A 12,275-nucleotide genomic window follows, 5' to 3' on the forward strand; every position below is an offset into this window, starting at 1 on the left:
CGGCCCCTGTTATCCGGCAGGCGAGCCTCAATGTCTTATACACGTCCGTCCGTATGCGGAATGATCGCCGCAGCGCCCGAATAAGATAGACAAGACCCTTTCGGCTTGTACGGACAATGGGATGGCGGATTGGATGGGAACGATTGGAAGCGGGAAGTGTATCCCGCACATTTTTGGGGAAAGTAGGGTAAGTATGAGCGCGTGGATTCATGGAGTGATCGATTCGGTTATGGCTTGGCTGACCGATCTCGGGTATTGGGGCATCATGTTCGGACTGATGATCGAAATTATACCGAGCGAGATCGTCCTCGCCTTCGGCGGTTATCTCGTATCGGCGGGGCAAATCAATTATTGGCTGGCGGTGCTGTTCGGCACGGTAGGAGGCGTTCTGGCGCAAATATTCGTCTATTGGATCGGCTTGTACGGCGGCCGGCCTGTGCTGGAGCGGTTCGGCAAATATATTTTTATCAACAAGCACCATATCGAGGTTTCGGAGAACTGGTTTAATAAATACGGCTCCGGCGTTATTTTCACCGCCCGGTTTATCCCCGTCGTGCGTCACGCGATATCGGTGCCGGCCGGGATGGCGCGTATGCCGTTATCCCGGTTTACGCTGCTGACGACGCTTGCCGTCATCCCTTGGTCGATGCTGTTCGTTTATTTGGGCATGACGCTGGGGGAGAACTGGAGCCATATCGACGAGACCGCCGCGACTTATACGAGTGAGCTGATGTGGGGAGCGCTCGGTTTGACGGCGCTGTATGCGATCTATGTTTTCGTGAAACGCAGAAGACGCAAGGCGAAGGAGAGCACCGGCGCGGACGTTCCGGGCAAGCTCGCCGGGAGCGGTCGAACCGGTGAAGACAGATCCGCCCCTGCCAGTGTTCCGGCTATTGCGGCACATTCCCGCACCGGCGCTGAAGCGAACGGCGTGCTGGCGGGACTTCCGGACGGATACCGGGCGCTTGGTGCGCGGATCGTCCGTTCCGGCGATTCGTCCCAGACGGTCGATCAGATCGTTATCGGGCCGAACGGCATTTTCCATGTGGAATTCAATGACAGGAGCGGCGAACTTCGGTTTCGGGCGCCGGGGCACGAAGCGGCCGATGCGGCTGCGGCGGCTGGCGATCTGACCGCGAACGCTTACCGGAGCGAATACGTCCTGAAAGATTTGCTGCGGCGGCGCGGGCTGACGGCCGACGTTGTGGGGATTATATGCTTTACCGATCCGGAAGCGGAGCTGTCCGGGACAAGTGCGGCATTCGAGGCGCTGAAGCTGGAGCGGCTCGTCCCGTTTATCGTTTCCTATCGGGCGAAGCATCCGCTTGACGAGGAACGGGTCCGCATCGCGGCCGCCTGGATCGAAGACCATAGCGGCCGCGCGGGCCGGGAGAAGTAAGCTTTAGGCGAGGCGGGCGGTCACGGTGCCGGCCGGCTGCGGCCGCTGATCCGGGCGGCCGATCGGGTGCATGGTGCAACGAATCGTTTTTTGTTAAGATAAGGATGGTACCTTATTGAAGGAGGAATAGGCGATGAGCAAAAATGTAGCCGACAAGCTGGGAAAAGGACTGGCCCCGCAGTCGTTTATCGATGGCATGACGAAAAATCAGGATAAGTTTCTGGATTGGTACAACCGCTTCGAATGGGGCTCGGACGACGATCGCGACTTTTTCGAATCGTTATCGAACCGCGACGACTTGCGCTGCCTGATTTTGGCGGCCGACTGGTGCGGCGATGTGATCCGCAACGTGCCGGTTGTGTTCCGCGCGCTCGAGAACTCGGGCATTCCGGTGGAAGTGCTTATTATGGAAGAGCATCCGGAAACGATGGATCAGTATTTGACGATGGGCGGCCGCGCGATTCCGATCGTTATTTTCGCCGATACGGGCGGCTTCGTGCTGGGCCAGTGGGGGCCGCGTCCGCAGCATGTGCAGGCGGTCATGACGAAGTTCAAGCAGGAGAACCCGGACCGTGATGCGCCGGACTATGAAGACAAGATCAAGGTGGCCCGCACCGAGATGATGGCGCAGTACGGCGAAGGCGCCGGCTACCACCAGACGATCGTGCGCGAGCTGCGGGATCTGCTGTCTACTTTTTAATTCCGGAGGAACTGGACATTCATGCTACATATAGAAGCATTCCAACTCGGTCCCGTACAGACGAACGCTTACCTGGTGTCAAACGCCGAGCGGACGAAAGGATTCGTCATCGATCCCGGCATGAATCCGAAATCGTTGCTGAAGCGGATCGAGCCTATGGAGATCGAAGCGATCGTGCTGACGCATGCGCATTTTGACCATATTGGCGGCGTCGACGAGCTGCGCAAGTTGAAAAACTGCCCGGTCTACCTGCATGACGCAGAAGCCGACTGGCTGACCGATCCGAAAAAAAACGGCTCGGCGCGATGGCCGGAGCTCGGCGTGCACATCCAGACCGAACCGGCGGAATATGCGCTGGGTGAAGGGCAGACGCTGACGCTGCTCGGGGAGAAGTTTCGAGTGTTCCACACGCCCGGTCATTCGCCGGGGAGCATCAGCTTGCTGTATGGGGATAAGCTGTTCTGCGGCGACGTCTTGTTCCGGCTGTCGGTCGGGCGTACCGACTTGCCCGGAGGCAGCCAGCGGGAGCTATTGGAGTCGATTCACGGCACGCTGTTCGACCTGCCTGACGAGGTCAAGGTGTACCCGGGCCACGGCCCGACGACGACGATCGGGTACGAGAAGCAGAACAACCCGTATGTTTGATCGAACCATGTGCTGCTTAGTTTAGCTTAGCTGGTCCCATCGATAAGTGGGGAAAAGAAGGGCGGTCCCTAACGTGCTCGCATGACCGGGAACGACCCCTTTTCCAAACGAAAAGACCTCAGATTCCACTGTGAAGTGGAGGCCGAGGTCTTTTTTTCTCGAGCCAAATCGGCTTGAAGTGGCTTCAATAAATCGCAAATGACTTTGGAGCAGCTCCTTTTTTTGCATACTTGCGATAGTGGAGGCGGCGAGGTGCAGCCGGGACGGAAGAGAGGATGCCGCGGCTCGGAATCTCCTTTCCAAAGCTCGAGTAGCGATTCAATCACAAATGAGCCGGAAATAAGGGGAACCGTCCGGTGAGCGGAAGTCTCACTTCCGTTATTCGCCCAAGCTGCGTGATTGTAACGATATAACGGAAGTTTGGTTTCCTTTATTTTAGATTATTAGGGCGGCAGAGGCGATTAAACAGGAAATAACGGAACATATTCTTCCGCTATGCGCCTGTTTACTGCCGCGACCAACAAATAACGGAAGTAAAACTTCCGGAAGAAGCTCCTCAGGCTGCAGTGGAAGCCGGATGGTGTCGCCTGTTGCGAATCTGCAAGACGATTCGGGACGAAGTTGCCGTTTGCCGTCACACCTCTAAATCCGATCTGCTCGCAACAAAGCGATAGGGTCATTCATCGCAGAAAGCCTTGGTTTAAAAGCTGCTCTTCTAACTTCCCCGCAACAACCCGCTCTCTCTCGATAGCGAACCGTACCGGACTCAGAACGTGGAACCGTCTCTTTCGGCCATCAGCTCGGCAGGGGTCCGGCCGGTTTGCCTTTTGAACACTCGATAAAAGTACGAAGCGTCCGAGTAGCCGACATATGCCGCAATTTCACCTGCCGTAAGCAGCGAGTGCCGGAGCATGTATTGCGCGGTCTTGATCCGCGCGGCGTGAACGGATTCGCCGATCGTCTGGCCGGTGACGGATTTGTACAGAGTCGCGGCGTAGTTCGGGCTTTTGCCGATCGCTTGTCCGAGATGCTCCTTGGTTACCTGCCTGCGATGATGAAGCTGGATATAGCTTCGCATCGTTTCGGCGAGACGCTGCTTGTCGTCCGGCAGCCTGTGCCGGTCCAACTCCCGGTTGGCATGGACGAGCGCCTCAAGCAGAAGCGCCTGTCCCATCAGATTCCCGTACGGCAGCGACTCGGCCGTTTGCTCGAAGACGGCCTTGAACCGGTCGATCATCAGATCGTACAGGCCAGTTTTCCATTTGACATAAGGGTAACCGTTCAGAATCGGCAATTGACTGACCGACGAACCGGTCGCGGCTTCGGACAGCCGGAAGGCGATCACGTATTTCTCATGAGCAAGCGTTGGGATACTTTTGCCGTAAAAGGAAGCCCGGTCCGAAATCAGCAGCATGTCGCTTTTATCCAGCACGACCTTCTGCCCTTCGATCCAGTATACGCACGAGCCGTAGCTGACGAGGACGAGCGATAACGCCGGCGACGAGCTGTCATGTTCCGCAAACCAGCGGGTTCCTTTATCTTGGCGGACGGATACGATCGGAAGCATGATGTCTCTCCTGATAGTTGATATAAGACTATTTTACATATAGCGTACTATAATTCATAGCCTCGATTCGAAAGATTGGCTTACAATGAGACACAAAGCTTATTAATCCAGGGGAAGACAGAAGGAGAACCGAACCGATGCGCAAAACGAAAATTGTATGTACGATGGGACCGTCCTGCGATTCAGTCGAAATATTGAAGCAAATGATCCATGCCGGCATGAACGTCGCCCGGTTGAATATGGCTCACGGCAGTTTGGAAGATCACGCGGCGCGTATCGCGCGGGTGCGCCAGGCGGCGGAAGAGACGGGCACGTATGTGGCGATTCTGATGGACATTAAAGGACCGGAGGTCCGGATCGGCATGCTCGCCGAGCCGTACTACGACCTTAGCGAGAACGGACGGCTCGTCTTGACGACCGAGCCGGTAACCGGCGACGCTTTGCGGATTCCGGTATCGTATCGCGAGCTGCCGCAGGACGTGGCGCCTGGGGCGAAAATCTTGATCGACGACGGTCTGATCGAGCTGGAAGTCGAGCGGATCGAAGGCACGGAGGTCGTCTGCCGGGTCGTGAACGGGGGACGTCTGAAGCCGCGCAAAGGAGTCAATTTGCCGGGCATCCGCACTTCGCTTCCGGGCGTCACTGAGCGGGACGTGCTGCACATCGCCTTTGGCGTGGAGCAGGGCGTAGATATTATCGCCGCCTCGTTCGTCCGCAGGGGTGCGGATATCGTGCAGATCCGCGAGATTCTCGAGGGACACGGAGCCGGGCATATCCGGATCATCTCGAAGATTGAGAACGAGGAAGGCGTTGACAATTTGGACGAAATTTTGGCTGCCTCCGACGGGATCATGGTTGCGCGGGGCGATCTGGGCGTCGAAATCCCGGTAGAGAACGTCCCGCTCGTCCAGAAAAAGATGATCCGGGCGTGCAACGCAGCCGGCAAGCCGGTTATTACGGCGACGCATATGCTCGAGTCGATGCAGACGAATCCCCGTCCTACGCGCGCCGAAGCGAGCGACGTCTCCAATGCGGTGCTGGACGGAACCGACGCCGTCATGCTGTCCGGGGAGAGCGCGGCCGGCAAATATCCGGTCGAATCGGTCGCTACGATGGCGGCGATCGTGGAGAAGACGGAGACGATTTTGCCGTACCGGGAATCGTTCGAGCATAAAATTACGCTGCATCCGACGAACGTAACGGAAGTGATCAGCCAGTCGGTTGTCGGCGCTTCGCTCGACCTCGAGCCGAAGGCGATTGTGACGCCGACGGAAACCGGATTTACGGCGCGTATGGTATCCAAGTACCGGCCGAAGGTGCCGATCGTTGCCGTGACGACGAATGCAAGCGTGCTGGGCGGGCTTTGCCTCGTCTGGGGAGTCGTTCCCGTTCAGGGCAAGCCGGCGCTTACGACGGATGAGATGGTCGATTCGGCGCTGCGTTGCGGCGTTATGGCGGGCGTGCTGTCGTCCGGCGATACGGTGATCGTGTCCGCGGGAGTTCCCGTCGGGCGGAGTGGTGCGACGAATTTGATGAAGATCGTCGAAGTTCCGCAGGAAGCTTGACCGGTCGGGCTAGGAAATGAGGAGCGGAGCGTAGTGAAAGCTTTTGTGAGCACCGGAAGGTCCGGCTGAATTCCATATTCGATGTCGAGCAGGCTTCCTATCGGCTTCGTGATCAAAAGTGGACTTTTTGGACAACCTCTAAAAGGTGTTTGGACCGCGGACGTAGAATATTTAATGTCGAAGAACGAAGAAGCTATTGATCTATCGGCAAATGGAGGTTCGCTTTCATGTCTTCGGTCCGCGTACAAGTGTCGTGCATCGCAGTCCGCGATGGCAAAATCGCAATGATTCGCAAGCTGAATCCGGCGTATAAGACTTATCAGATGTTTATCCCGCCCGGAGGCCATGTGGAGCTGACGGAGACGATCGAGCAGGCGTGCGCCCGCGAGATGCTGGAGGAGACGGGTCTGGAAGTATCCGGACTGGAACCGGCGGGTGTCGTTACGTTTATCCATTATGGCAGCTCGTATCATTCGGTGTGCTTCCTGCTTACCGCGCGCGAAGTGAAAGGAACGCTCTCGACGAACGAGCCGGACAAGCAGACGTCGCACTGGATTGAGCTGGAAGGCATTGGGGACAATGAGAACGTGCCCGGCTACCACCGGGACTTCTTGAAGCATATACGGGGCCAACGCGGATTTATGAACGCCAGAGTCGAGTGGCTGCCTGACCGGGAGAAGGCGGTATGGACGATCGTAACCGGTCCGGATACGCCAGCGGCGGTTTCCCGCCCGTGACGAGCATGCTGGCGGCGGCTGCCTCATGCCGGTGGAACTCTACAGGACAGGAGCGGGAGCCAAGTGAAAGAAAGACTCGGATATAAACTGAACTTTACCGCGAGGGTATACGCCCGCAGGCTGAACGAAATGTTTACTGCCACCGGTATGTACAGCTCCCAGTGGCCGGTCGTGCTGCTGCTGTCGGAGCGCGGCCCGTGCACGCAGGTCGAGCTGACCGAGCAGCTTGCGGTGGAGCCGCCGACGATGACGCGGACGTTGTCGCGTATGGAGAAGGCGGGATGGATTCGCCGCGTTCCAGGGCGCGACCGCCGCGAGCGCCGGGTGGAGCTGACGGAGCAGTCCGTCCGTATGGTCGACGAGTGGAAAAGTCAGTCCCGGCAGCTGGAGCAGCAGGCGCTTCAAGATGTGAGCGCCGAAGATTATGCGGCGTTCGACCGGGTGATGAAGCGGATTCGGAGCAACTTGCGGGTGGAGGATTAACCGCCGCCCGGCCCGGTATCGGGAGTAGGCAGGGGCAAGAACTGGAGAACGCCTGACGGCTGCGGCTGCGTCGGCGTTTTTTTGTTGCCGCTTCAGACGCAGGCTCCATGACCGGATCGCTGAGAGAGTGGCGGCGGGGGTATTCATCGTGCTCATGCATCGTGCATCGGGCATCGTGATGTTTCAAGTAGCGCATGCAACGTGATTAGCAATAATGTGACCTTGAGGGAGGCAATCCTCAAGGTCCTTATTTTACCCTTATCCGGCTGACGAATGAATCAATTTTCTTAATATCGTAATCGTTGCTAAGGGACGTCCACACGCTTTTCCCGCATGGCGACAACTGCGGCCGCAAACATTCCGACAACCGCAACAAAAGCGCATACGAGGATCTCGGGCGCATCCCATCGGCCGCGGAAGATGGCGCTGAAAACGACGTTATTATACGATAAGGCCATATTTACTGAAAGTACGGCTATTCCCGCAACCGCAACACCGGCCGGAACCGTCTTAATCAGCATCGTCACCATGTTCGTGCTGAATCGAGCAAGGATAAACGCGAAACATCCCGCGCCGACACTGAGTGCCAGTATCATTCCTGCGAGTATGAACGCATACTGCCCGAACGTTATGTTGTAAAGCAGCATATCGAAACCCGTGAATGACAGGATCGGCACGTTCCAGTAATCTCCTGCGCCCGACAGAAGGAAAGGCGCATATGCCGCGACAATCAAAAGAATGGATAACACGAATGCGCTTACGGCAGTTGCGGCCAATTGAATCCCCAAAATTCTGCGGCCGATCGCTGACGAATACTGGATCAGGTTTATTTTGTGCATGCGGTCGGTTGTCAGCAGGGGAGCGACGAAAAGGATGACCGCAACCGCGCTAAACACACCCGCAACAGCAGCATAAAGCGAAAACGTTCTGCACAGGTCATAACTAATCAGATTGGCGTTACGCATATGCAGGATTTGTTCTGCGGCGCGGACGACCACCGGGCGGGAATCACGGTCGATATAGCTGCGGAGAGAGGATTCATAATCGACATAGGTGCGTTCGAGCGCTGCGAGCGTTTGCAGCCTCATCAGCGGAGAGTCGTACCATTCATCAAGGGTTTGCGTATCGCTGCTAAGAGACAGCTTGCTCCGCATTTGAGAAACTTTTTCAGAGAAGCTTTTCCATTCCGCCTCGTTCATGCTGCCGGCGTAATCGGCGTCGGCAAAAGCTTGAAATTCCGCGTAATTGCGGATCTTATTTTCGGCGAAAATGGCTTCGTTTGCGATTATGGCATCCATTTCAGAAAAAATAGCTGCCTTTTTGCCGGGGATATCGTAGTCGGCAAGTTCTTCCGGCTCCAGCGTGCCGCCGTAACGTTCAAACATCTCTTTCTGGTAGGAACCGTAAATGCCATGTGTGGTCAAGCTATCATACGAGCGCAAGGCTTCACTCAGAAACGCGAACCACACCAGCACAGCGAGCGCGGCGATCAGTGTGAGGACGCGCCAATTCCATAGCTTTTTGAGCTCATAAGCAAATATTCTCAGTGCAGTTCCCTCCTTTTGAACCATTTGGATGCCATGAATGCGGCGACGGAAAGCACAGCAAGGGAAACCAAAAGTCCTGCGATCTCAAAGTTCGCCCATACTATATCCGCTCCGCCGTCGGTAAACCACATGGCGCTATTTTTCCATAACCATACGGGAGTAAGGTTCCAAATGCCCCTGAAAACCGAACCGATGGGAAGCAGCGGCTTGGCAAGAAACGTGACTCCTACCACCGACGCGGCCGCGATAAAGGCTCCATACCCGCTGCGAACCCATACACCGACCGCATATCCCAACAGGCAAAAGCAAACCGCAAGTCCCAAACTTACGCCGATCGTCGCCTGCAGATATCCCGCAACCGTGAAGCTGCGCCAGGTGATGAAAGGCTTGCCGTACTCATTCACAGCGTAGTTAAACATACTGGACACGTTGTCTTTCCACACGCTCGAAAAGTCAAATCTGAGAAAAAACACAAGCAAACTCACGCCGATGATTACGACGGTCAAGGCTGCAGCTACCGTCAGCGAGGCACACAGCTTGGCGATGAGGACCCGCCGTCCGACTTTTGTAGCGCAGATAATCGGTTCGGTGCCTCGCATCTGTTCATAAGTGACAGATAGGAGCGCAGCGAACAATGCAAGCAGACAGCTTTCCGCAATGATCGCCATAAACAGGGTCCCGAACAGTAAGCTGTGGCGGTGATGTGTTTGCTTGCCGAAATAAGTGGACAGGGCATCGCCATTTGCAGATTTCTCATCTACCACAGGTTGCAGTTTGTCATATTTGCTGCGGATATTCTCGGCGTTTGCGTCTGTGATGCCGTACTTGCGAATATAGGCCTCGGCGATTTCGCGGGTCTGAAAATTTTCGAAGATATTGACAGCTTCCGTCTCGTCATCCGAGTCCAAATCGTTGTAACCGGCTATTGCAATCGCAGCGTTAAAGACAATGCACAGGGCCACGAATCCAACGATTACAGGGGATAGCGCCAGTTTTTTTAGCTCGTACCCGAACAGCATATCTCCCACCTCACATCCTCAGCCTCATAAAGCGTCATCCCGATAAATATATAGAAATACGTCTTCCAGGTTGGGGCTGACGCTCCGGGCTATATCTCCGCAGTCGCGTTCGCTCGCAAAGCGCATCACGGTTTTGCCGTTTTCCTGATGTTCGGTGAGTGGCAGATAAGGCGACTTTATGCTGGAGATGTCGTCCGTTTCATAGATTTTGCCCTTCAGCGTCCCGCAGATCGACGCCGGCGAGTCGTTGGCAAACAACCTGTGATTTTTGAACATGACTACCCTGCTCGCGATGGTTTCAATGTCCGACACGATATGCGTCGAGAGGAGGACAATCCGGTCTTTGGACAGCGACGAGATCAGATTGCGGAAGCGGACGCGCTCTTTCGGGTCGAGTCCCGCCGTAGGCTCGTCGAGAATCAGGATTTTCGGGTCGTTCAGCATGGCTTGCGCAATGCCGACGCGCTGAATCATGCCGCCTGAAAACTTGCGCATTTTTTTGTCCCGCACCTCTGACAAGCCGACAAGGTCAATCAGTTCATCGGTTTTGCGCTTTGCCCGATCGCGGTCCATGCATTTGACCGCTGACATATACATCAAAAACTCTCGCGGCGTGTGGTTTTTGTAATAGCCGAAGTCCTGCGGCAAATAGCCGATGATGTCGCGGTACGAAGCGTCGAGCGCAACGATTTCATCGCCGTTCCACAGAATTTCTCCTTTCGTAGGGAAGATGAGCGTAGCGAGCATTTTGATCAGCGTAGTCTTGCCTGCGCCGTTGGGGGCAAGCAGGGCGTACACGCCGCCTGAAAATTCGAGGTTGATATCCTCCAAAGCGGTGAAGTTGCCGTATTTCTTGGTTACATGATTAAGCGACAGCATGTTTTTTAACCTCCCGCAGCATTTTTGAGATTTGGCAAGCAAGCGCAGCCGCGCCGAATACGGCGAGCACAGTCGAAAAGACAATCGGCATTTCGCGCAGTATGGCTTCCCACTTTTCGCCGAGAGAAAAGGGGAGCGCGATGTTCACGAATACCCAAGCGGCCGGGAACGCCGCATGTACCCATTTGCCGTGCAGAATGTGCATAACGGACAGAGCCAAGACAGCGCAAACAAACAATGCAGACAGGCAAAGCGGGAACAGCGAGAGGAACTCGTATCCGTTGTCTGCACTGACGGCGGCGATAACGGTTGTAAAAGCCGAGCCGAGGACTGAATAGCAAGTCACCCGCATCGCGGTAATCTGCCGGATGGTATAAGGGCAGGTCATCTTGAGTTCGTACAGCCCGCCGAACCGCTCCGACGTTTCGGCAAACAAAATGGCAAAAAGGAAAAGCAGCGGGGCGACAGCGACTGCGGCAGAACTACGGTAAGCATCTGGAGCAAGACTGAACAGCACAAGAACGCCTGCGAGGGTTAAGATAGCGAAAAACAGGCTGTACCCTGTGTCCCAAAAGATGAAGCGCAACCCGAGCGAGCGCGCCATTTCCCCCATTCGTTCCTTTGCCGTCTGCGGCTTAACCAGGCCTTGCGAAAGGATAGATTCGATGCTTGCGTTTTTAACCGTTTCATTCATAATCCGCAAACTCCTTTCCAAGCAGATGAATAAGGCGGTAGTACCTGGATTTGACGCTTCCCTCTGCCAGCCCTACAATCCCTGCAATTTCCGGGAACGTGTACCCGCCGAAGAGGTGGAGCCGGAAAATCTTCTGCGTGTCCGGCGGCAGGCCCCCTACGAAAGCACATACCAGTTCGGTCAAATCACTGTTCTCCAATAGCCGCGTAAAGTCTGTATCATCTATTGGTTCCACCTCGTCAATCGGCATCGTTTGGGCCATTGTGCGGTAGGTGCGCGAGCGGAACCAGTCCACAAGCTTATTGGCGGCAATCCGGTACAGCCATGTCCGGAAGCTTGTGCCTCTCCTTGGATCGTAGTGTCCGATTGTCCTAAGCATGGAGATAAAGATCTCCTGTGTCAGGTCCAGGGCGACGTCCGCGTTTGAGATTTGTTTCCTCACGAAGCCGTGAATCTCGTCATAGTAATGCCGCACCAGTTCATCGGCGGCGGTGCGGTCGCCACTTCGCCGGATTTTCTTGATGAGGCGCAGCTCGTCCAACCGCACTACCTCCTTTGTCCCAGTCCTCTATTTATATATTCGTTTTGTTCAAGAAAATAGTTTCAACAGGCGCTTAACTTTATTTTGTAATTTAGAGTGAGGGAAACAGCTGTAACCGACAACGCAGTTTCTTGATACCCCAGCGATACGAAGACGAGACTAGAGATTGCCGATGACGACAATCTCTTTCTCATAACCGAATGCCGGCACACATATGGTTAGAAGAAGTATAGCGAAATTGAAAAGAGGCTGTCCCATGCACGAGGTCGGTCTGATGCAGGAGATCATCGCTATAGCGGGTCAAGCAGCAAGCGAAGAGCGCTTGACGAAGGTTACGGCGGTCAAGCTCCTGATTGGCGAGCGGATATGCGTCATGCCGGAAGCTCTCGAGTTTTCGTTTCAGTGTCTAAGACCGGGTAGTATGCTGGAACAAGCAGAGCTGATATGGGAACGCTGCCCGGGCTCGGATTTCTACATCGAGTATATTGAAGGAGAATAA

12 protein-coding genes and 1 pseudogene are annotated in these 12,275 nt (G+C 55.4%); 7 read left to right on the forward strand and 6 right to left on the reverse strand.

The window, feature by feature from the left end:
• Positions 1-193: 193 nt before the first annotated feature.
• The 3 genes and pseudogenes from uptA to AC3Y2E_RS12530 form a co-directional block, all read left to right on the forward strand.
• Positions 194-790: pseudogene (gene uptA / locus AC3Y2E_RS12520) on the forward strand (undecaprenyl phosphate transporter UptA); the annotation flags it as partial.
• Between the two features lie 742 nt (positions 791-1,532).
• Complete coding sequence (locus AC3Y2E_RS12525) at positions 1,533-2,099, forward strand: thioredoxin family protein (protein ID WP_379210640.1); 567 nt, start codon at positions 1,533-1,535, stop codon at positions 2,097-2,099.
• Between the two features lie 21 nt (positions 2,100-2,120).
• Positions 2,121-2,744 carry an MBL fold metallo-hydrolase gene (locus AC3Y2E_RS12530; RefSeq protein ID WP_379210642.1) on the forward strand — a complete coding sequence of 208 codons (624 nt, stop codon included), beginning with the start codon at positions 2,121-2,123 and terminating at the stop codon, positions 2,742-2,744.
• Between the two features lie 766 nt (positions 2,745-3,510).
• Here the strand turns inward: AC3Y2E_RS12530 and AC3Y2E_RS12535 are convergent.
• Positions 3,511-4,311 (reverse strand): helix-turn-helix domain-containing protein, encoded by an 801-nt coding sequence (locus AC3Y2E_RS12535; protein ID WP_379210644.1) that lies wholly within the window; start codon positions 4,309-4,311, stop codon positions 3,511-3,513.
• A gap of 137 nt (positions 4,312-4,448) precedes the next feature.
• Between AC3Y2E_RS12535 and pyk the strand changes: the two genes are divergently transcribed.
• The 3 genes from pyk (at position 4,449) to AC3Y2E_RS12550 (ending at position 7,096) form a co-directional block, all read left to right on the forward strand.
• Entirely contained in the window at positions 4,449-5,876 is a 1,428-nt protein-coding gene (gene pyk, locus AC3Y2E_RS12540) for a pyruvate kinase (protein WP_379210646.1), read from the forward strand.
• A 227-nt stretch (positions 5,877-6,103) separates the two neighbouring features.
• On the forward strand, positions 6,104-6,613 hold the full coding sequence (locus tag AC3Y2E_RS12545; RefSeq protein WP_332070805.1) for an NUDIX domain-containing protein: 510 nt from the start codon (positions 6,104-6,106) through the stop codon (positions 6,611-6,613).
• A 63-nt stretch (positions 6,614-6,676) separates the two neighbouring features.
• The gene (locus AC3Y2E_RS12550) at positions 6,677-7,096 is read left to right on the forward strand and encodes a MarR family winged helix-turn-helix transcriptional regulator (protein WP_379210649.1); all 420 of its coding nucleotides are present in this window, start codon (positions 6,677-6,679) and stop codon (positions 7,094-7,096) included.
• 305 nt (positions 7,097-7,401) lie between these two features.
• On the opposite strand, the gene AC3Y2E_RS12555 is transcribed toward AC3Y2E_RS12550, so the two are convergent.
• The 5 genes from AC3Y2E_RS12555 to AC3Y2E_RS12575 are packed head-to-tail and all read right to left on the reverse strand — an operon-like array spanning position 7,402 to position 11,776.
• Positions 7,402-8,667: a hypothetical protein gene (locus tag AC3Y2E_RS12555; RefSeq protein WP_379210651.1), complete on the reverse strand. Its 1,266-nt coding sequence runs from the start codon at positions 8,665-8,667 to the stop codon at positions 7,402-7,404.
• Positions 8,640-9,662, reverse strand: coding sequence for an ABC transporter permease subunit (locus AC3Y2E_RS12560; protein ID WP_379210653.1), 1,023 nt, complete (start codon positions 9,660-9,662; stop codon positions 8,640-8,642). Before AC3Y2E_RS12560 ends, AC3Y2E_RS12555 begins: the two co-directional genes overlap by 28 nt.
• A gap of 24 nt (positions 9,663-9,686) precedes the next feature.
• Positions 9,687-10,541: an ABC transporter ATP-binding protein gene (locus AC3Y2E_RS12565; RefSeq protein WP_379210655.1), complete on the reverse strand. Its 855-nt coding sequence runs from the start codon at positions 10,539-10,541 to the stop codon at positions 9,687-9,689.
• The gene (locus tag AC3Y2E_RS12570) at positions 10,528-11,235 is read right to left on the reverse strand and encodes a hypothetical protein (RefSeq protein ID WP_379210657.1); all 708 of its coding nucleotides are present in this window, start codon (positions 11,233-11,235) and stop codon (positions 10,528-10,530) included. The genes AC3Y2E_RS12565 and AC3Y2E_RS12570 overlap by 14 nt, the downstream gene beginning before the upstream one ends.
• A complete protein-coding gene (locus AC3Y2E_RS12575; protein ID WP_379210659.1) occupies positions 11,228-11,776 on the reverse strand; it encodes an RNA polymerase sigma factor in 549 nt (182 codons plus the stop codon). Before AC3Y2E_RS12575 ends, AC3Y2E_RS12570 begins: the two co-directional genes overlap by 8 nt.
• Positions 11,777-12,032: 256 nt before the next feature.
• Between AC3Y2E_RS12575 and AC3Y2E_RS12580 the strand changes: the two genes are divergently transcribed.
• Entirely contained in the window at positions 12,033-12,275 is a 243-nt protein-coding gene (locus AC3Y2E_RS12580) for a hydrogenase maturation nickel metallochaperone HypA/HybF (RefSeq protein WP_379210661.1), read from the forward strand.

The organism is Paenibacillus sp. MAH-35, from assembly GCF_058135425.1.